At 39.7% G+C, this 20,138-nt stretch carries 19 protein-coding genes; 13 read left to right on the forward strand and 6 right to left on the reverse strand.

Translation table 11 applies throughout. The annotated features are described in order from the left end of the window. Positions 1–90: 90 nt before the first annotated feature. The gene (locus HX062_RS06955) at positions 91–1,182 is read right to left on the reverse strand and encodes a M42 family metallopeptidase (protein ID WP_286466995.1); all 1,092 of its coding nucleotides are present in this window, start codon (positions 1,180–1,182) and stop codon (positions 91–93) included. 79 nt (positions 1,183–1,261) lie between these two features. Here HX062_RS06955 and HX062_RS06960 point away from each other — a divergent pair, with 79 nt between their 5' ends. From HX062_RS06960 to HX062_RS07015, 12 genes are all read left to right on the forward strand, one after another. After that, positions 1,262–1,957, forward strand: a complete 696-nt coding sequence (locus tag HX062_RS06960; protein WP_286466899.1) for a DUF4294 domain-containing protein — start codon at positions 1,262–1,264, stop codon at positions 1,955–1,957. A 47-nt stretch (positions 1,958–2,004) separates the two neighbouring features. Further along, complete coding sequence (dnaX, locus tag HX062_RS06965; RefSeq protein WP_182627525.1) at positions 2,005–3,090, forward strand: DNA polymerase III subunit gamma/tau; 1,086 nt, start codon at positions 2,005–2,007, stop codon at positions 3,088–3,090. Between the two features lie 53 nt (positions 3,091–3,143). After that, positions 3,144–3,914: a DUF8439 domain-containing protein gene (locus tag HX062_RS06970; RefSeq protein WP_286466900.1), complete on the forward strand. Its 771-nt coding sequence runs from the start codon at positions 3,144–3,146 to the stop codon at positions 3,912–3,914. A 17-nt stretch (positions 3,915–3,931) separates the two neighbouring features. Further along, positions 3,932–4,762 (forward strand): CvfB family protein, encoded by an 831-nt coding sequence (locus tag HX062_RS06975; protein WP_182627528.1) that lies wholly within the window; start codon positions 3,932–3,934, stop codon positions 4,760–4,762. Between the two features lie 748 nt (positions 4,763–5,510). Next, entirely contained in the window at positions 5,511–6,404 is an 894-nt protein-coding gene (prpB, locus tag HX062_RS06980; protein WP_182627530.1) for a methylisocitrate lyase, read from the forward strand. Positions 6,405–6,406: 2 nt separating this feature from the next. Then, the gene (gene prpC, locus HX062_RS06985) at positions 6,407–7,558 is read left to right on the forward strand and encodes a bifunctional 2-methylcitrate synthase/citrate synthase (RefSeq protein WP_182627532.1); all 1,152 of its coding nucleotides are present in this window, start codon (positions 6,407–6,409) and stop codon (positions 7,556–7,558) included. 29 nt (positions 7,559–7,587) lie between these two features. Further along, positions 7,588–9,039: a bifunctional 2-methylcitrate dehydratase/aconitate hydratase gene (locus HX062_RS06990; RefSeq protein ID WP_182627534.1), complete on the forward strand. Its 1,452-nt coding sequence runs from the start codon at positions 7,588–7,590 to the stop codon at positions 9,037–9,039. Between the two features lie 82 nt (positions 9,040–9,121). Continuing rightward, complete coding sequence (locus HX062_RS06995; protein ID WP_286466901.1) at positions 9,122–10,618, forward strand: CoA-acylating methylmalonate-semialdehyde dehydrogenase; 1,497 nt, start codon at positions 9,122–9,124, stop codon at positions 10,616–10,618. 14 nt (positions 10,619–10,632) lie between these two features. Next, positions 10,633–11,793 carry an acyl-CoA dehydrogenase family protein gene (locus tag HX062_RS07000; RefSeq protein WP_286466904.1) on the forward strand — a complete coding sequence of 387 codons (1,161 nt, stop codon included), beginning with the start codon at positions 10,633–10,635 and terminating at the stop codon, positions 11,791–11,793. A gap of 1 nt (position 11,794) precedes the next feature. Next, on the forward strand, positions 11,795–12,904 hold the full coding sequence (locus HX062_RS07005; protein ID WP_286466905.1) for an enoyl-CoA hydratase/isomerase family protein: 1,110 nt from the start codon (positions 11,795–11,797) through the stop codon (positions 12,902–12,904). A 3-nt stretch (positions 12,905–12,907) separates the two neighbouring features. After that, complete coding sequence (gene mmsB, locus HX062_RS07010) at positions 12,908–13,789, forward strand: 3-hydroxyisobutyrate dehydrogenase (protein ID WP_286466906.1); 882 nt, start codon at positions 12,908–12,910, stop codon at positions 13,787–13,789. 2 nt (positions 13,790–13,791) lie between these two features. Next, positions 13,792–14,574, forward strand: a complete 783-nt coding sequence (locus tag HX062_RS07015) for an enoyl-CoA hydratase/isomerase family protein (RefSeq protein WP_286466907.1) — start codon at positions 13,792–13,794, stop codon at positions 14,572–14,574. Positions 14,575–14,648: 74 nt separating this feature from the next. Here HX062_RS07015 and HX062_RS07020 read toward each other — a convergent pair whose 3' ends face one another. Further along, a complete protein-coding gene (locus HX062_RS07020; RefSeq protein WP_286466908.1) occupies positions 14,649–15,635 on the reverse strand; it encodes a diaminopimelate dehydrogenase in 987 nt (328 codons plus the stop codon). A 177-nt stretch (positions 15,636–15,812) separates the two neighbouring features. Then, positions 15,813–16,226 (reverse strand): hypothetical protein, encoded by a 414-nt coding sequence (locus HX062_RS07025; protein ID WP_286466909.1) that lies wholly within the window; start codon positions 16,224–16,226, stop codon positions 15,813–15,815. Positions 16,227–16,492: 266 nt separating this feature from the next. Between HX062_RS07025 and HX062_RS07030 the strand changes: the two genes are divergently transcribed. Beyond that, on the forward strand, positions 16,493–17,956 hold the full coding sequence (locus tag HX062_RS07030) for a S41 family peptidase (RefSeq protein WP_182627545.1): 1,464 nt from the start codon (positions 16,493–16,495) through the stop codon (positions 17,954–17,956). 79 nt (positions 17,957–18,035) lie between these two features. Here HX062_RS07030 and HX062_RS07035 read toward each other — a convergent pair whose 3' ends face one another. From HX062_RS07035 to HX062_RS07045, 3 genes are all read right to left on the reverse strand, one after another. Continuing rightward, positions 18,036–18,800, reverse strand: coding sequence for a M15 family metallopeptidase (locus tag HX062_RS07035; protein WP_286466912.1), 765 nt, complete (start codon positions 18,798–18,800; stop codon positions 18,036–18,038). A gap of 18 nt (positions 18,801–18,818) precedes the next feature. Then, positions 18,819–19,334: a DUF2589 domain-containing protein gene (locus tag HX062_RS07040; RefSeq protein ID WP_286466913.1), complete on the reverse strand. Its 516-nt coding sequence runs from the start codon at positions 19,332–19,334 to the stop codon at positions 18,819–18,821. Positions 19,335–19,536: 202 nt separating this feature from the next. Beyond that, positions 19,537–20,127 (reverse strand): DUF2589 domain-containing protein, encoded by a 591-nt coding sequence (locus HX062_RS07045; protein WP_286466914.1) that lies wholly within the window; start codon positions 20,125–20,127, stop codon positions 19,537–19,539. Positions 20,128–20,138: the final 11 nt, after the last annotated feature.

Here is a 20,138-nt window from a genome sequence, read left to right on the forward strand (position 1 = left end):
CACTCACCACTCACCACTCACCACTCACCACTCACCACTCACCACTCACCACTCACCACTCACCACTCACCACTCACCACTCACCACTCACTAGTTAAAATACGAAAAAGTCTCTCCGTTTTCGATTTGTAGTAAGGTATGATAAATCAATTGAATGGTGTGTTCCACATCCTGTCTGTGAATCATTTCTACTGTGGTGTGCATATAGCGCAATGGCAACGAAATCAAAGCCGAAGCTACTCCGCCATTGCTGTAGGCAAAAGCATCTGTATCCGTTCCAGTTACACGGGATAAGGCATTGCGTTGAAAAGGGATGTGGTTGGTTGATGCCGTTTGTTCAATTAACTCGCGCAATTTATTTTGTACCGCAGGCGCATAAGCAATAACCGGTCCTTGTCCGATGGTGTTATCTCCTTCGATATTCTTGTCCACCATGGGTGTATTCGAATCATGGCATACATCGGTTACGATTGCTACATTGGGCTTTAGTGTTTGCGTAATCATTTCTGCCCCGCGCAAGCCCACTTCTTCTTGTACCGCATTGACGATATACAGTCCAAAAGGCAATTCTTTTTTATTTTCTTTTAGCAAACGCGCTACTTCAGCGATCATAAATCCGCCAATGCGGTTGTCTAACGCCCTGCAAACCCAGCGTTTGTTGTTTAGTACTGTAAAAGTATCGGGATATGTTATCACACAACCAATGTGAATACCTAGGTCTAATACCTCTTGTTTAGTGTCACAGCCCACATCGATAAAGTTTGTTTCGATTTTTGGTGATTCCTCTTTTCCCGCTCTATTGCGGATGTGAATGGCTGGCCAGCCGAATACACCCTCCACAATTCCATTAGCTGTGTGGATGTGAACGCGTTTTGATGGGGCAATCATGTGATCGCTGCCTCCATTGCGAACCACGTGAATAAAACCAGTATCCGTAATGTATTTGACATACCAAGAGATCTCATCCGCATGACCTTCAATTACCACTTTATAAGGTGCATCTGGATTAATGACGCCCACTGCATTGCCATAGGTGTCCGTGATAAAAGTATCTACATAGGGACGCAAATAATCTATCCATAGTTTCTGACCTTCATACTCATGTCCTGTCGGAGAAGCATTGTTCAAATACGATTCTAAAAAAGCAAGCGATTCCCGATTTAATATTGTATTTTTATCCATCATTAATTTTTATACGAATGTACTGATTCGCTAGTGAATACTCAATCAAATTCTTTACATTTGGTTATATTTTTAACACATGAAAAAGCTTTATTTCTATTTTCTACTACTCTTTGTTGTGCCTGTTGTGTATGGTCAGGAAGAGCCTTTAAAGGCAGTGCCCGCACTTATACCGAGTATTGAAGAAGATGCTGACACTTTAAAGTACAGTATTCCAGAAATATACATAGGAACAAATGAAAAAGAAGAACGCTATCGTCAGGATATGAATATTCTGCGCAATCGCATTCGCAGGGTATATCCCTATGCACGTGCCACGGCGGAAAATCTGATGATATTGAATGAAAATCTAGAGAAATTAGAAAACAATAGGCAACGAAGACAATATATCAAGCGTTCACAAAAATATTTAGAAGGCCAATTTAAAGAGCGATTAAAGAAATTATCTCGTAAAGATGGTCAGGTGTTATTAAAACTCATTCATCGGGAAACTGGAGAAACTACCTTTGCGTTAATCAAAGAATTTAGAAGTGGATGGACTGCTTTTTGGTCCAATACAACGGCTAAAACCTTCAATTTAGATTTAAAATCAGAATTTCATCCCGATAGTGATTTACAGGATTTTTATCTCGAAACACAATTGCAATACTTGTTCTTCAACTATCAATTGGAATACAGTGCAGGAAAAGAGAAGATTGACTTCAATGCTTTGAGAAAAATGTGGAAGCTCAAGGTTTCAGAACAAGAGTTTTTTCCAATTGAATTAAGGGAATAATTTTGGCTTTATAAAAATTAAGCTACCTTTGCAGTAATAGTGATTTTATGGAACAATTTATCGTATCAGCAAGAAAATATAGACCGCAAACTTTTCAAGAAGTTGTAGGACAACAAGCCATTACCAATACCTTAGTAAATGCTATAGAGAGCAATCACTTGGCACAGGCGTTGTTGTTTACAGGGCCGAGAGGAGTAGGGAAGACTACTTGTGCGCGTATTTTGGCTCGTAAAATAAATCAGGTCGGTTATGACGATCCAACCGAAGACTTTACCTTTAATGTTTTTGAGTTGGATGCGGCGTCGAATAACTCTGTCGATGACATCAGAAACTTAATCGATCAAGTGCGTATCCCGCCCCAAACGGGAAAGTACAAAGTCTATATTATAGACGAGGTTCACATGTTGTCAACGGCTGCTTTTAATGCGTTTTTGAAGACATTGGAAGAACCGCCTCGTCACGCTATTTTTATTTTAGCAACAACAGAAAAACACAAGATCATTCCAACGATATTGTCGCGTTGTCAGATATTTGATTTCAAGCGCATTACCATAGCTGATGCAGCCGATCACCTCGCTTTAGTAGCTAATAGCCAAGGAATTACTTATGAAAGCGATGCCTTGCGTATCATTGCACAAAAAGCAGATGGTGCCATGCGTGATGCTTTGTCTATTTTTGACCGTGTAGTATCGTATTGTGGAAAAAATCTTACGCGACAAGCGGTTGCAGAAAACCTCAATGTGCTTGATTTTGAGTACTATATTCGCGTAACGGATTTGATCTTAGCCAATAATATTCCGGCTTTGCTGACGTCTTTTGACGCTATCTTAGCTAAAGGGTTTGATGCACAGCACTTTATTGCTGGATTAGCCTCACACTTCAGAAACTTAATGGTGTGTAAAACTCCAGAAACCGCTTCCTTGTTGGAAGTAGGGGAGCACGGGCGTCAATTGTTTGACGAACAGGCTAAAAAAGCAAGTGTTGGTTTACTACTCGAAGCGATTGACTTGGCAAATGAAGCAGATTTGAAATATAAAGCCAGTCAGAATCAGCGATTATTGGTTGAATTGTGTTTAATGAAATTAGCGTCTTTATCTTATGAAGGCGAAAAAAAAAAGATAAATCTTTCATAATTCCCCCTACTGTACTCGAAACCATTGATTTAACGGCTTCAGCTCTTCCGCAGTTGCCTCAAAATTCTACGGTTAACTCTCAGCAAACTCAGGTCGAAGTTGCCCCAGAAGTTGAACAACTGGTTTCGGTTCAAGAGACAAGGCAAGTAGAGCCTGTTCTTGAATTTTCACCACAAGAGAAGGAAGGACAATTGACACAAGCAGCATCTCAGCCACTACCTGTAGCGCCAGCTGTGGCTATGCCAAGTGAATCAGAGCCTCTTCCTGTAGCAGAAGTAGCCGCACCTGTGGAAACAAGCGCCGAGCCATTGCCTTTAGCTGATTTGGATTTCGGACAACCAACTCCACTAGCTGAGAAAAAAGTATCCGCCCTTTCGTTGTCGAGTATTCGCGCGCGTAAGGAAATGGAAATGTCTTTAGAGAAAAAAGTGGTCAATCCAGATGACTTACCTAAAGAGCCTTTTACCTATGAACAGCTGATGGAGGAGTGGAACAAATACGCAGAAAAATTAGCTCGATCGGGCTTTATGCTAATGTCGTCCTTAATGGGGATGGTACCTCCAGTTCTGAAGGGAACATCGGTTTCATTAGAAATGCCGAATGAAGGATCTAAATTGAGCTTCGATGAGAATAAATTCGACCTCGTTAACTATTTGCGCAAAAAGTTGAGTAATTACGAGTTGGAAATTGAAATTATCGTCAACGAAGAAGTAAAAATTCAAAAGAAAATACTAGATAAAGAAGATAAGTTAGTTCGGTTCATCGAACTAAATCCTGCCATGCAATACATGAAAGAACTCTTTGATCTAGAATTCAAATATTAGTAAAAAATCTAATCAGTATGATTAAAATTGGACATGATAATACGTTAAAAGTGGCAAGAAAAACGAGCATTGGTTTGTATTTAACTGATGGAGAAACCGATATTCTATTGCCAAACAAATACGTACCTAAAAATATAGAAGTAGAGGATGAGCTTGTAGTTTTTGTTTACTTAGATCAGGAAGAACGACCTGTTGCTACAACTTTAGAACCTCTTATTTACTGCAATGAATTTGCGTTGTTGAAAGTGAGTTTCATCAATCAATTTGGTGCCTTTTTGGATATGGGATTAGAAAAAGATCTCTTTGTTCCCTTTGCGGAGCAAGCCCGCCCGATGAAAGAAGGCAATTATTACCTGGTTTATATGATGTTGGACGAAAAGTCGAATCGTTTAGTGGGGTCTAGTCGTCTAAATCAGTTCTTGAGCAATGATGAAATTACGGTTCAAGTAGGAGAGGAAGTCGAATTAGTCGTTTCACATATCACGGATTTGGGAATTAATGTCATCATTAATGAAAAACACAAAGGGTTGATGTATAAAAATGAAGTTTTTGAAGACTTGAGAACGGGTGACCGTATTTTGGGGTATATCAAAATGATTCGACCTGATGGTAAAATTGACGTTTCTCGTACACGCGTAGGTGTAGAAGCAATCAGCGATGGAGCAGCACAGATTTTAGTGGCTTTAGAAGAGAATAATGGCTTTTTAGGGCTATCGGACAACAGTCACCCAGAAGACATTAAAACAGTGCTCAACATGAGCAAGAAGATGTTTAAAAAGGCCATTGGCGGACTCTATAAGGAAAAGAAAATAGAGATCAAAGAAAATGGTATTTACTTAGTAAAATAAAGATTCGTATCTACTAATAAAAGCAAAAGCACCTGATTGTCAGGTGCTTTTTGCTTTTGGACTAAACCGATTGTTTAGGTGTGCTTTACACAGCTAAAGCAGTGGAATTCGGCTGTATGTTTCCACCTTTTCTTCTCAAAATCCCAACGGAGCTCATGCCTATCCCGAGGGTATGCTGGAAAATTGACTCACTATGCACGTACAATTTCCACCTGGCGATTTATTTAACAGTTAAATAAACTTTTTTATTGAGATAAACGCATTAATATCAGTATATTGAATTCGGATTAAAACGTAAGAATGCGATATACAAGATCGCAATACGGCCGAATGTAAGGATGCACGTGGTTTGCCCTTTTGCTTTGTCGTCAATAATATTCGCTCCATTCCCATAGGTCGTCGGTATTTACTAATTTTTTTTTATTAGAATTCTGCATTTTTAAGTCCTATAAAATATCATTTCTTGTTAATAAAGGTTTAATTTCTACCCTATTTTGTCTAATTAATAGGATTTAACTTTTCGTTAGCTGACTATATCCTATATAAATTTGGATATAAAAATGATTTCAATAAAAATATTCATATATTTATCAGATATAAATAGTTTTATATTTATAAAATCAAAGCAGATTAAAGTCCCATTATGACTGGGATGGAGGTATAAAAGAAGGGGAGCTGACTACAGCGACACTTTAGGCGTTTTGATTGAGAGAAGATAAAAAGATTTAGATTATTAACAACCATAAGAATGAACAAAACAAACAATTTCAATTCTCCCGGATTACGATTTAGGGAGGCGATGCAGAAGGAAAGTCCCCTACAAATTGTTGGAGCTATCAATGCCAATCATGCGTTATTAGCACAACAAGCAGGATTTAATGCTATTTATTTATCAGGAGGAGGTGTTGCAGCGGGATCATTAGGTGTACCAGATTTGGGTATTACCACGTTAGAAGACGTTTTAATTGATGTACAACGCATTACCAACATATGTGATTTACCGCTAATGGTAGATGTTGACACGGGATTTGGTCCATCGGCATTTAACGTAGCTAGAACGGTAAAATCCTTAGTTAAAGCTGGGGCAGCTGCCTTACATATAGAAGATCAAGTAGGTGCAAAGCGCTGTGGACACCGCCCAGGGAAAGAGGTGGTAAGCATGCAAGAGATGGTAGACCGCATTAAATCGGCTGTTGATGCTCGTACAGATGAGCATTTCGTGATTGGAGCTCGTACAGATGCTTTCGCCAATGAAGGTTTAGAGCGCACTTTAGAACGCGCTATTGCGTATAAAGAAGCAGGGGCAGATTTCATTTTTGCTGAAGCAGTGCCTGATTTGAGTTTCTACCAAAAATTTGTCGATGCTACAGGTATTCCAGTACTAGCGAATATAACGGAATTCGGTATGATCAAGATGTATACTGTGGAGGAATTAAAAGCGGCTGGCGTTGGTTTAGTGCTTTATCCACTTTCTGCTTTCCGCGCGGCAAACAAAGCCGCACTAAACGTCTATAATCACATTCGTCAAGAAGGTACACAAGCTAATGTTTTAGATACAATGCAAACGCGTGAGGAGTTATACAGCAGTATCAACTACCACGATTACGAACAAAAATTAAACAACCTATTTAAAAAACAATAAGCATGTCAAACAACGAAACAAGCTTCAAACCAAAGAAAAGTGTTGCACTTTCTGGCGTTGCAGCTGGTAATACAGCCTTGTGTAGCGTAGGGAAAAGCGGTAATGATTTATACTATAGAGGATATAACATATTAGATTTAGCTGAAAATGCAACATTTGAAGAAGTAGCCTACCTATTGATTTACGGGCATCTACCCAATGAGGCTCAGCTGAGAAACTACAAAGCAAAATTAAAATCACTGCGCGGGTTACCTAAATCAGTGCGCAGTATACTAAAAAATATCCCTGCAGCGGCTCACCCGATGGACGTAATGCGTTCTATGGTGTCTGCCATCGGAACGATTCAACCAGAAAAAGATGACCACAATATGGCTGGAGCAAGAGATATTGCTGATAAATTATTGGCGTCTTTTGGTTCTGGGTTGTTGTATTGGTATCACTATACACATAACGGAAAAGAAATCGATGTAGAAACAGATGACGATACGATTGGAGGGCATTTCTTACACTTGTTACACGGAGAAAAGCCGTCGGAATCATGGGTAAAGGCGATGCAAGTATCACTAATTCTATATGCAGAGCACGAGTTTAATGCTTCAACGTTCACGAGTCGCGTTATTGCTGGTACAAATTCTGATTTTTACTCTTGTGTTACAGGTGCAATTGGCGCGTTACGCGGGCCAAAACACGGTGGTGCAAACGAAGTAGCTTTTGAAATTCAAAGCCGTTATAACGATGTAGCTCAAGCCGAAGAAGACATCAGAAGCCGCGTGGCAAATAAAGAGGTGATCATCGGTTTCGGTCATCCAGTATACACCATTTCAGACCCGAGAAATATCGTTATTAAAAAAGTAGCAGAATCCCTGTCAAAAGAAGCAGGTGATATGCTGTTATACGATATTGCGGAGCGCTTAGAAAGCGTAATGTGGGAAGAGAAGAAAATGTTCCCGAACTTAGATTGGTTCTCGGCTGTATCTTACCACCAAATGGGCGTACCAACCTTAATGTTTACTCCCCTTTTCGTTATTTCTCGTATTACAGGATGGAGTGCTCACATTATGGAGCAGCGTCAGGATGGGAAAATCATCCGTCCTAGTGCAAACTATGTAGGGCCAGAGAACAAAGAATTTGTTTCCATGAAAAACAGAAAATAATTTAATAACTAAAAAAATAAAAAGTACAAATGTCATTACACATTTCAAACGAACGACCACAACCAGATCAAGTATTAGTGGACATTGCTGATTACGTATTAAACTATGAAATTAAGAACGATTTAGCTTGGAAAACAGCCCATTACTGTCTATTAGACACCATAGGATGTGGATTAGAAGCTTTAACATACCCTGCATGTACTAAATTATTAGGACCTGTAGTAAAAGGAACTATTGTTCCCAATGGTGCCAAAGTTCCAGGAACACAATTCCAATTGGATCCGATTCAAGCGGCTTTCAACATTGGAACAATTGTGCGTTGGTTAGACTTTAACGATACCTGGTTAGCAGCAGAGTGGGGACACCCTTCAGATAACTTAGGAGGTATTTTAGCTACTGCAGATTGGTTGTCGAGAACAAATATCGCAGAAGGAAAAGCACCTTTAAAAATGAAACAAGTGTTAGAAGCTATGATCATGGCACACGAAGTGCAAGGAGTAATGGCTTTAGAAAACTCGTTTAACCGCGTTGGATTAGACCACGTATTATTAGTGAAATTAGCTTCTACAGCTGTTGTTGGTAAGTTAATTGGACTAACACGCGATGAGTTAATTAATGCAATTTCATTGGCATTTGTTGATGGACAAGCGTTGAGAACTTACCGTCACGCACCAAATACAGGAAGCCGTAAATCATGGGCTGCAGGAGATGCAACTTCACGTGCGGTGCGCTTAGCTTTAATGGCTAAAACAGGTGAAATGGGATACCCTTCTGTATTAACAGCTAAGACTTGGGGATTCTATGATGTATCTTTCAAAGGAAATGCATTCAAATTCCAAAGAGATTACGGTTCTTACGTAATGGAGAACGTATTGTTCAAGATTTCATTCCCAGCGGAGTTCCACTCACAAACAGCTGTTGAAGCAGCGATGACTTTACACGCTAAATTAAAAGAATTAGGAAAATCTACTGACGATATTAAGAAGATTACAATTCGCACGCACGAAGCAGCAATTCGCATCATCGATAAAAAAGGTCCATTAGATAACCCAGCAGATCGCGACCACTGTATTCAATACATGATTGCTGTTCCATTAATCTACGGAAGATTAACTGCTGCTGACTATGAAGACAACATCGCTTCTGACCCTAGAATCGACGTATTACGCGATAAAATGGAGTGTGTAGAAGATGTTCAATTTACAAAAGACTACCACGATCCAGAAAAACGTTCTATTGCTAACGCATTGACAATTACGTTTAACGACGGAACTTCAATTGACGAAGTAGAAGTAGAATATCCAATCGGACACAAACGCAGAAGAGAAGAAGGTATTCCTGAATTAATCAAGAAATACAAAATTAACTTAGCACGTGTGTACCCAGAAAAACAACAACGTGTAGTAATGGAGAACTCTTTAGATTACGATACTTTAGTTAATCTAAATGTAAATGAGTTTGTTGACCTACTAGTTATCTAAGCTTATATGATAGACAAGAGTTGATTGGAAAATCAACTCTTGTTCCTTAAAAGCAACCACCAACCCATAAATTATGACAATTATGACACAAAAAATAAAACTATTTGTAAATGGAGCATTTACAGAAAGTAAAACCACTGCATACCTACCTGTAGAAAATCCTGCAAATCAAGATATTATAGCAGAAGTACCACTTACGAAAATAGAAGAAATAGACGAGGCAATTGCCTTAGCTGGAGAAGCGTTTAAAACGTGGAAAGAAGTAGCTACACCAGAACGTGCGCGCTTATTCTTAAAATACCAGCACTTGCTAAAAGAACATCAAAAAGAAATTGCAGAGATCTTAGCGACGGAAAATGGAAAAACCTTTGCAGATGCTATGGGTGATGTATGGAGAGGAATTGAAGTAGTAGAGCACGCTTGTTCTATCCCTACCCTTATGATGGGAGAAACAGTGGAGAACGTAGCACGTGCAGTAGATACATATAGCTACATTCAACCGTTGGGTGTATGCGCGGGAATCACGCCATTTAACTTTCCAGCAATGATTCCGTTGTGGATGTTCCCAATGGCTATTGCTTGTGGAAATACCTTTATCCTAAAACCATCAGAGCAAGCGCCAATGACAGCAATGAAATTGGCTGAATTATTCCAACAAGCAGGATTCCCTAAAGGTGTTTTAAATATCGTTCACGGATCAAAAGATCAGGTAAATCACATCTTAAATCACGAGGATATTCGTGCAATCTCCTTTGTAGGGTCTGTTCCAGTAGCGGAGCACGTATACCGTACAGGAACACACAACTTAAAACGCGTTCAAGCATTTGGTGGAGCAAAAAACCACATGGTTGTTATGCCGGATGCAAATAAACAACAAGTAATCAACAACTTAGTAGGAGCTTCTTGTGGAGCGGCTGGTCAGCGTTGTATGGCTATTAGTGTAGCAGTATTAGTTGGAGAAGCACAAAACTGGGTGAATGATATTAAAGAAGCGTTAAGCACAATCAAACCAGGGGTTTGGTCTGATGATGCTGCCGCTTATGGACCGCTAATCAACAAGCAAGCAAAAGAAAAGGTATTGCGCTTAATTAAAAGTGGTTACGACCAAGGAGCTGAAGTATTACTTGATGGAAGCGATTGTGTTGTACCAGGTTATGAAAAAGGATATTTTGTTGGACCTACGTTGTTTAATAAAGTAACAACAGACATGGATATCTACAAAGAAGAAATCTTTGGACCTGCATTGCTACTTATAACAGCAGATACGTTAGATGAAGCAATTCAAATCATCAACGACAACCCTTATGGAAATGGAACGTCCATTTTTACTAATTCAGGAGCAGCAGCGCGTAAATTCCAACACGAAATTCAAGTTGGACAAATTGGCGTTAACTTACCTATTCCAGTGCCATTGCCATTTTTCTCTTTTACAGGATGGCGTAAGTCATTTTTCGGGGATTTACACTCTTACGGAAAACAAGGGGTGCGCTTCTATACGGAAACCAAAACGATTACAGCGCGTTGGTTTGAGGAAGATGTACCTGGAGGAAATGTAAATATGACGATTAATCTTAAATAGGGGAAGTAGGTATTATGCAATTTAATTTAGATGAAAATCAATTAGCATTTCAAGATGCAGCAAGGAGTTTTGCAGAAAAAGAACTAGCGCCTTATGCTTCAGATTGGGATGCGAATAAAATATTTCCGCGTGAGGCGATCCAAAAAGCTGGAGAACAAGGTTTTTGTGGGGTTTACACGCGTGAAGAAGTAGGGGGATTGGGATTCTCAAGATTAGACGCTGCGATTATATTTGAAGAATTAGCTGCAGCTTGCCCATCTACAACTGCTTATATAACGATTCACAATATGGTGACCTGGATGATCGATGCCTTTGGAAGCGAAAGCGTTCGCCAAACGATTTGTCCACCATTAGCTGCTGGAGTGAAGTTTGGATCTTACTGCTTAACAGAACCTGATTCGGGTTCTGATGCAGCAAGTTTAAAAACAACAGCCGTAAAAAAGGGAGATAGCTATGTACTCAATGGTACCAAAGCGTTTATTTCTGGAGCTGGAGAGAGTGACTACCTTGTGGTGATGGCTCGTACTGGAGAAGCAGGTCCAAAGGGAATCAGTGCTTTTGTAGTACCTGCTGATGCGGCAGGTATTAGCTTTGGAGAGAAAGAAAAAAAACTAGGTTGGAATACACAACCCACGCGATTTGTGTTCTTTGATCAGGTTGAAATACCTGCTGAATACTTATTGGGTAAAGAAGGGGATGGATTTAAGATTGCTTTGAAAGGGCTTGACGGGGGACGTATCAATGTGGGTATTTGTTCTGTTGGAGCTGCTCAAGGAGCCTTAAATTTAGCACAGCGCTATATGCACGAACGCATGCAGTTTGGCAAATCACTCGCTCAATTTCAAGCCTTGCAATTTAAAATTGCCGATATGGTGACTGAATTAGTAGCTGCTCGTCAGATGGTGTACTTGGCTGCGTTTAAACTCGATACCCAAGACACAAACGCAACGACGTATTGTGCCATGGCGAAGCGTTTTGCAACAGATAATAGCTTTACTGTGTGCAACGAAGCCTTACAATTATTAGGAGGCTATGGGTGTACCCAAGACTTTCCAGTGGAACGTTTGATGCGCGACGCCCGCGTTCATCAAATCGTAGAAGGAACCAATGAAATAATGAAATTGGTCATCTCAAGAAGAATATTAGAAGAAGGTGCAACAGCCGAAATACGTTAATATGAGTTTAATTCTAACAGAAATAAAAAATAAGGTAGGTTTTATCACCTTAAATTCAGAAGCAACGCTAAATTCCCTGAATTTATCGATGATTGAAGCGTTAACAACGGTGATTGAAACCTGGAAAACATCAGAGGAAGTAGCGTGTATCTTCATACAAGGAGCAGGTGAAAAAGCGCTATGTGCAGGGGGAGATGTTCGACAATTATACGACAATATAATTGCTCAACGTGCGATAGATCCCACACAAGTACCAGCGGGGTGTTTTGATTTTTTTGCAAAAGAATATGCTTTAAATTACGCCATACATACCTATCCAAAACCCATTATTGTATGGGGACATGGAATTGTTATGGGGGGCGGAATTGGCGTGATGGTTGGAGCTTCTCATCGCATTGTTACAGAGCGTAGTAAACTAGCTATGCCTGAAATTACAATTGGACTATTTCCCGATGTAGGAGCGACTTGGTTCTTAAACCGCATGCCATCCGCTTATGGCGTGTATTTAGGATTAACTGGTGCTCGCTTAGATGCTGCGGATTGTCGTTTCTTAGGACTTGCGGATTACTATATGGAATCTACTGAAAAACAAAGTGTTATAGATGCTTTAGTTGGGATAAAGTGGAGTGATGCCATTGAAAAACAAGTAGATGAATTATTGGCAACTATAGCGAAAAAATATGTTGTTGCGGCATCACAAGCGGCAGAACATCAGGCCTTTATTTCACAGTTTGAAGGAGTTACTACTTTAGGGGAGTTCCGCACGGTATTGAACAACTACACGCCAAAGGATAGTTGGATTGAAGCGGGCCTACAAAGTTTTGAAAAAGGGTCTCCTAGTTCGGCACATATCATTTTTAGGCAGTTGAAAGAAGGAAAAGACTACACCTTAGCGCAAGTATTCCAAACGGAGTTGAACTTGGCTTGTCAATGTTGTATCCACCCTGATTTTGCTGAGGGTGTACGTGCCTTATTAGTAGATAAAGACCAATCTCCTAAATGGCAACCTGCTACTTTAGAAGATGTTACGGACGGTTGGGTAGACAGCTATTTTACCCCGCTTTGGACGAAAGAGAATCACGTATTAAAGAATTTAGGTAAAACCGAATAGTGTATGGCAAAAATAGCTTTTATAGGCTTAGGAAATATGGGTGGTCCAATGGCTGCCAACCTAATTAAGAATGGACACCAAGTAACCGGCTTTGACGTTAGTGAAGCTGCTTTAAATCAATTGGTTGCCCATGGAGGACAAGTGGCGGCAACGGCACTTGAAGTGGCTAGTGGCGCTGAAGTAGTAGTTTCAATGCTACCTTCTGGAAAACACGTGGCCGATTTGTATACGGAAGCGTTTATGGCGCAATTAGAACCGAATGCTGTTTTAATCGATAGCAGTACCATTGATGCTGTAACAGCTCGTAGCGTTTCAGCTAAAGCAGTAGCTTTAGGACATGCAATGATTGATGCTCCAGTTTCCGGAGGAACGGCAGGAGCTCAAGCGGGAACGTTGACGTTTATCGTGGGGGGTGCAGCAGCTGATTTTGAACGTGCCAAACCTATTTTAGAAGCGATGGGACAAAATATATTTTACGCAGGAGAATCTGGTGCTGGTCAAGTGGCTAAGATCTGTAACAATATGTTACTAGCGATTCATATGATTGGTACGTCAGAAGCAATTAACTTGGGTGTTCGCCATGGCTTAGATCCTAAAGTGCTAAGTGAAATCATGCAGAAAAGTTCAGGTAGAAACTGGTCTTTAGAGGTGTATAATCCTTATCCTGGTGTATCGGAAACCACACCAGCATCTAAGGGATATGCAGGTGGTTTTGCCGTTGATTTAATGGCAAAAGATCTAGGACTTGCTGCTGAAGCAAGTATAGATACAAAGAGTTCGACTCCACTAGGTCATGCTGCACTGAATTTATACCGCATGTGGAGTGAGGCAGGAAATGGAAAGTTTGACTTTTCGAGTATAATCAAATTTTTAAACCAGCAATAGTTATGAATTTTGAAACTTTAATTTACCAACAAGAAGGGTATGTAGGCACCTTGACGATTAATCGTCCTGATGCGCTAAATGCGTTGAATAAAACGGTATTGGCGGAATTGAAATCATTTGCAGAACAAGTGAAAGACAAAGGCGATCTTCGCGTTTTGATTCTAACGGGTTCTGGTGAAAAAGCATTTGTTGCTGGCGCAGATATTAAAGCCATGCAAAGCATGACTCCCCAAGAGGCAACTGAATTTTCCTATGTAGCACAAGCGGCATTTAACGCTATTGAAGCTTTGCCTTTTGCTGTAATAGCAGCAGTAAACGGATTTGCTTTAGGTGGTGGATGTGAACTAGCATTGTCTTGTGATATTATTTTGGCCAGTGAAAAAGCTAAGTTTGGTCTACCAGAATCTACACTGGGCTTACTTCCATGCTTTGGTGGAACACAGCGTTTACCAAGAGCCATTGGACTATACAAGGCAAAGGAAATGGTATTCACTGGAGATTTCTACTCCGCAGCTGCTTGCGAAGCCATGGGATTTGTCAATCGCGTTGTAGCGGCAGAAGATTTGTTACATCAAGCGAAAGAAATGGCTCAGACAATTGCTTCTAGAGGACCTATTGCAGTGGCAAAAGCCAAAGAATCTATGCATACGGGTTATGATTTGACTTTAGCTGATGGACTTAAACAAGAAGGTGCTCTTTTTGGTACTTTGTTTAACACAGCGGATCAAAAAGAAGGAATAGGAGCTTTTATCGAAAAGAGAAAGCCTGATTTCAAAGGAAAATAATCGCTTTAAGCACAAATAAATAAGGGCGTACTACCACTGGTAGTACGCCCTATTTTTATAGGATAGGTTGCTTATTATAAAAGAGAAGCCCTCAATTCTTCTGCTGATTTTGGCGATAGATACCCCAACGGAATATCAAAAACTGTTTTGGCACCAGTATGTCCTTCTTTCGCCATTTTGGCGATTGCACGTGAAAAAGCCACGAGTACAGCAGCTGTAAACTCAGGATTGCTTTCTAGCTTTAACCCAAATTCGAGGTGTTGTTGATGTCCTTGTCCTGTCTCACCGGAACGCAAGACAAAACCTCCATGAGGCATCGCATTGTGGTCGCGTTTTAGTTCTTCTTCTGTAATGAAGTGAACGGTGGTGTGGTATGGTTCAAAATAATTCGGCATGGTTTTAATAGCGCGTGCAATTTCATTTTGATCAGCTCCTTCTTCAGCTACGACATAACACACTCTTTGGTGTTTTTCTGCCGCAGTAAAACTAGGGTTTTCTCCAGCGCGTACCTTGGCTAATGCCGTTTCAATAGGCAAGGTATACTGCACGCCATGTTTAACGCCTGCAAGTCGACGAATAGCGTCTGAGTGTCCTTGACTCAAACCTTTCCCCCAAAACGTATAGGTTTCTCCTTTAGGCAAAATGCTTTCGCCTAATAAACGCAACATCGAAAAAAGTCCTGGATCCCATCCCGTTGAAATTAAACTTAGGGTGTGACTGGCCTTTGCACATTGGTCTACTTTTGCAAAATAAGCAGGAATTTCTCCGTGGTTATCAAAACTGTCTACGGTGTGAAAGTGTGCAGCAATTTGTGTTACTTGTTCTGGTAAATCTGTTGAAGATCCGCCACATAGCAACATAACATCAATCTTACCTTTGTACTCCAGTATGCGATCAAGGGCAATTACCGCAGAAGTAGTCGCAAGTGTTTCTGGTGCACGTCTAGTAAAAATGGCTACTAGCTCTAAATCAGCATTTTGTTGAATGGCATATGCTACGCCTTTTCCTAAATTTCCATAACCTACAATTCCTATGCGAATAGGGGATGTTGTGTGTGTCATACGATATATTTTTAAGCACTACTGCTCTTTTGTTTGAGAAAGTCCAAAAATACTCAAAAGTTTAGAGACTCAGGGCTACTGTGATGTGATTTATTCGCTTGAGCACGGAAGGCATAGGTGATGTAGACTTGTGTTGTCTTGTGTGAACAACGCTTAGCTTCATTTTATAGCCTTGCCTTACTGACGTATATGCTTTGGGGTAGGATCAGGAGATACCTGTATGGGATAGTTTGAAAAATCACTAAAAACAGCCTTTGCACGGTAACTTTTGATATAATCTTTATCGTAGATTATCCCTGGAGTAGTGATGGGAATTTCCTTGGATTCCCCTGGTAGAATTAACCATTTATCTGAGGTTAAGGTTGTGTTTTCACGCGTTTCTGCTTGAACAAATACACTGATATTGTAATTGACCTTGGATTGTACGACAAACATAAATTGAGTAGATTCATTCGTTGCTTGTTCGCTAATTTGAGGGCCTATATAGTGAATACTCGTACTCTTATCACCTAAATAGTGTTGATCTTTTGAACAACTTGAAGTTAATCCTAGTACAAGAACAAGAAAGGCCAGGCTAAAATTTCTCATCATTTTCATTTTAAAGATGCTAAGATAGTATTTTTGTGTTTTAATAGATGATATCCAATTATATTAACAGTTATTTTAATATTATATCGCATTTTATTCCGATTAATTGGGATAATGTGTCACTTTGTAGCTAACGTTATTTTAAAAAGAGACGCAAATGAAAAATAGTAGGGGAAATTTGCCTTGACCATTATTTTTACACTATTTATGTTGCTAGAATAATAAAATTGTTATTTTTGGCGTTTTAACAAGTAAATCTTTATAATGATATGAGAAATGTTGTATGGGCTATTTTTTTTAGCTTATTTTGTAATTTTAGTGTTTTTTCCCAAGTAAAAGGAAACTACTATACAGCTAAAGAATATATAGAAGATTTTGACTTTATGGTTGATCTTGTCAAGCATCAACACCCGAATCCCTTTCGTTTTATAACCGAAAAAGACTTTGACAAAGAAGTTAGTAAAAGGAGAAAAAGGCTGGAGAAAGAACCTACTTTAGAGCGTTTTATCTTAGACAATCCGCTCTATTTAATTCGAGATGCTCATTTGGAATTAATTTCTGATCCTTTGCTGTTTGAAAAGTATTCCAAGCAGGCAAATTTCTTTCCATTGTCGACATTGGTTTATGACAATAGAGTATGGGTGAATCAGTATTCTTTTGCCATTCCTAGTGGGGCTGAGCTACTCCGTGTCAATGGGCAAGATGTGGGGGATTTACTACGTCAAATGCCAGACAAAGTTGATGGTCATGTACAAGCGAGTACACAGAAAGATTTTAGCCTATATATTTCCTTGTTTTTTCCAAAGGCAACTGTATATACAGTTGAATATCGCGCTAATCCAAAAGAGGATGTAAAAACGATACAAATCAACTCGGTCAACTATATGACCTATGACTACAATAACAATAAGTCCATTCTACCTTTAGCACTTATGGCTTATAAGACAGGTATTTACGGAATGGCAATTGACGACAGTACGTATATCCTCTATATTAAATCGTTTAATCCATCTGAAGAATATGCGTATACGATATTGAATGCTGTTTTTGCTGAAATAAAGGAAAAAAACATACAGCACTTGATTATAGATATACGCGATAATGCAGGAGGTTCTCTGTCTAATATTCCGCTGTTTTACTCCTTTATTAGCAAAAGTAAGACGTTTAAAAACAGTTATAAGTACGCTACAAAAGTTCCAGAAATACGCGTAAAGGACAATTTAGTGGACGAAAATGATAAGCTAGCTACGGGTAGTGAGATTGCGGCTTTAAACAACTTTATGAAGCAGCGTTTCGACCTAGCAGAAGATGGTTTTTATTATGGAAACAACCGTTTAGAAGAGTATTATATTGAAAATTATCCACAAGATAAAAACGCTTTTACGGGTACAGTAGTCTTACTACAAAACAACAATACAGTTTCTGCGGCTGCCTACTTTGCCTATGTGTTTGAGCTAAATCAACGCGGTCTTAAAGTAGGACAAGAAACGAGAAGTTGTGGAAATTTCACCACGGCAGCTTGGTTTCTCAACTACAAATTACCTCATTCAGGTTTTCTAGTAACCATACCGAGAAGTGAGATCTTCTTCAATGTTTTGGCGAATAAAGAAAACAGTTGTAGAGGGGTTATACCTGATTATACAATCACAGCTGAAGCCTTTCAGGAAGGCTTACAAAAGGGAGAAGATGCAGAGTTACAATTAGCGTTGTCTGTGTTGAAAAAAGGCAATTAATTTCTTTATTTTTTTTATATAGTAGGAAACAACCCCACCTGTATTTTGTGGGGTTGTTTTTTTATGTAATGCTCCTTTTTTATTCGAGTAGTCTGACCAGTTCAAAGTGCATCCCATCAGGTTTTGTAAAGTGACCTCCCCAATAGAAACCATGAGCGTGGGCTAGAGGAACAATTTCGCGCACAGATCCCAGAGCACCTAAAAGAGCAGGTTGCTCCTGCCAAGGATTCCATGCGACATTGAGATCAAAGGCGGTACCAAAAGCGTGGTTCGACAAAACTGTCGTTGATCCTCTAACTAATCGAGGTACATAACTCCCTCCAAAACTCATTATTTTAGTTAATAAGCCTTGGCGTTCAATCGCTTGAAAAAAATCAAGCAATTGAGAAACCCCTTTACGGTGAAAGCGAATGTGCTGTAGATGGGGAAAAAGCGCTTGAAGTTGAGGCACTTGTACTGTTACTATATTACGCGCTTCAAAGTCGTTGACCATTGTTATATTTTCAGGATTGCCAGCAAGGGGCGTTGCCTTAAATTCAATAAGGCCAAACGTTGCAAATCGCTCTTGCTGTGACTTTAGTGGAGCAAAGGCAGGTTTTAGTGGAAATGCACTGCGTTGAGGCTCAGAAAAAGGCATGCCATCCCTATAAGCAGCAAACCATGTCGCATTGCCTATATAGCCGTCATCTACTGTGTTTTTCTGCCTTTGATAGGCTTTAACTGCGACTTCTAACGTTGGATCATAGCACTCGTCTATAGGAAATTCATAACGGCCTATTGCCTTCAAAAACGATTTCCATTGGGCGATTTCTGGGTTGTACATCTGGGGTTTTAGGACTTGCATAAATAGTAGATTACAGGGTTAATGTACTTGTCTTCTAATATAATTTTCATAGGTTTCACTTAGGTGTTTAAACCCTTGTGTTGGAGGATGTGGACGCAGCGTTATTTTCAGTCTTCCCTTGCTCTTAGGTGGTTTTTTCTTGAAGGAAATAGCACAAGACTTTCCAAGGTCTAAAAGGAGTTCCTCTTTCTGGACTTCTAGGTTAAAATCAAGGGAAAACGTCGCTTTTTGGATGCTGCAGATTTCCAAGGGAATTAAGGCGATTAAAGGGACTTCAATTGGATTCATTTCTGCAAGAGTAGGCGCTTGATTTTCCTGATCTTTGAATATATTCTCTGGGTAGTTGAGGAGTAAGGTTTTGGGAATTCTTGTTTTTCGGCTTATGCGTTCGCCTGTCGGGTCAACAAATTCAACTTCTCTTTCCTCAAAATAATGATCCAACAAGGTCAGATTTTTTTCTGTTATCTGATCATTTGCATTTAAAATCGCTAGATGTAGGGCTTCAATAAATTTTTTTACACTGATTGTCGTCATTTGGCTTTTGTTTTTTCGATTGATGTATGATACAATTGTATCGCTTGTTTTACTACTGCCTGACTATCCGAAGACAAGCTAATTAACGATTGACAATTTGAGCAACTAAATTTGGTTCCCATTAGCAATTGCACGAGCTCTAACTCAACGGGAGTGTGGCAATTTGGGCAGTTAATACGGCTAGTTAGAATTTCCATGGGATTTAAGTATTAATAGGTTGAATATTTTTTGCATAGATATCGAGAAGGGTCAAAATGCCCAAGGGTAGTGGCAGTGCCTCCATTTGGATATCCAAGCGCAAGAACTGTTGCTTGCTGTGGTCTTTCCCCTGATTCGCAGGCGTGGGTTTTGCGGTAGATACTTTGCCGTGGAGCTGAGCATGCCGTTCAATTATAGCATTGCTTGGATTGAGGTAACTCGTACTAGAGGTAATATCCAGATTAAACTTTAGTTGCGCTTGCTTTAGGGCTATTGAATTAAGCGGAACGATAGATAAGAGGGGAACTTCTACTACAATTTCTTGTTTTATGCGCTCTTGTCCTACTTGTTGAAATGTGGTCAATACCAAGTGAATGAGCTTGGGTTGATATAGTTCTAGGGCTGCAGTAGCTCGATTGTTATCTTGTGCATCTACTTTGGTAAAGTACTGATCGAGTAGTGCATATAGCTGACCATTTAACAGTAGTGTATTGGCTTTTGAAAGTGCAACCAAAGGAGCAGAGATCAGCGATTCAATATTGATTTCTGAATCTTGTTTTTTACTCTTTTTGAGCGATGTGTTCGGTTGGTTCATGATTCCTGTTT

The organism is Myroides sp. DF42-4-2 (assembly GCF_030326445.1).
Classification (GTDB): Bacteria; Bacteroidota; Bacteroidia; order Flavobacteriales; family Flavobacteriaceae; genus Flavobacterium.

Bases quoted from the DNA above. Each gene is read 5' to 3' on its own strand.
- HX062_RS07030 (WP_182627545.1), top strand. From the start codon at position 16,493: ATGAGAAATGTTGTATGGGCTATTTTTTTTAGCTTATTTTGTAATTTT.
- HX062_RS06975 (WP_182627528.1), top strand. From the start codon at position 3,932: ATGATTAAAATTGGACATGATAATACGTTAAAAGTGGCAAGAAAAACG.
- prpB (WP_182627530.1), top strand. From the start codon at position 5,511: ATGAACAAAACAAACAATTTCAATTCTCCCGGATTACGATTTAGGGAG.
- HX062_RS07035 (WP_286466912.1), bottom strand. From the start codon at position 18,800: ATGCAAGTCCTAAAACCCCAGATGTACAACCCAGAAATCGCCCAATGG.
- HX062_RS07015 (WP_286466907.1), top strand. From the start codon at position 13,792: ATGAATTTTGAAACTTTAATTTACCAACAAGAAGGGTATGTAGGCACC.
- HX062_RS06990 (WP_182627534.1), top strand. From the start codon at position 7,588: ATGTCATTACACATTTCAAACGAACGACCACAACCAGATCAAGTATTA.
- HX062_RS07040 (WP_286466913.1), bottom strand. From the start codon at position 19,334: ATGACGACAATCAGTGTAAAAAAATTTATTGAAGCCCTACATCTAGCG.
- HX062_RS07045 (WP_286466914.1), bottom strand. From the start codon at position 20,127: ATGAACCAACCGAACACATCGCTCAAAAAGAGTAAAAAACAAGATTCA.
- HX062_RS07005 (WP_286466905.1), top strand. From the start codon at position 11,795: ATGAGTTTAATTCTAACAGAAATAAAAAATAAGGTAGGTTTTATCACC.
- HX062_RS07020 (WP_286466908.1), bottom strand. From the start codon at position 15,635: ATGACACACACAACATCCCCTATTCGCATAGGAATTGTAGGTTATGGA.
- dnaX (WP_182627525.1), top strand. From the start codon at position 2,005: ATGGAACAATTTATCGTATCAGCAAGAAAATATAGACCGCAAACTTTT.
- prpC (WP_182627532.1), top strand. From the start codon at position 6,407: ATGTCAAACAACGAAACAAGCTTCAAACCAAAGAAAAGTGTTGCACTT.
- HX062_RS06995 (WP_286466901.1), top strand. From the start codon at position 9,122: ATGACACAAAAAATAAAACTATTTGTAAATGGAGCATTTACAGAAAGT.
- HX062_RS07000 (WP_286466904.1), top strand. From the start codon at position 10,633: ATGCAATTTAATTTAGATGAAAATCAATTAGCATTTCAAGATGCAGCA.
- HX062_RS07025 (WP_286466909.1), bottom strand. From the start codon at position 16,226: ATGATGAGAAATTTTAGCCTGGCCTTTCTTGTTCTTGTACTAGGATTA.
- mmsB (WP_286466906.1), top strand. From the start codon at position 12,908: ATGGCAAAAATAGCTTTTATAGGCTTAGGAAATATGGGTGGTCCAATG.
- HX062_RS06955 (WP_286466995.1), bottom strand. From the start codon at position 1,182: ATGGATAAAAATACAATATTAAATCGGGAATCGCTTGCTTTTTTAGAA.
- HX062_RS06960 (WP_286466899.1), top strand. From the start codon at position 1,262: ATGAAAAAGCTTTATTTCTATTTTCTACTACTCTTTGTTGTGCCTGTT.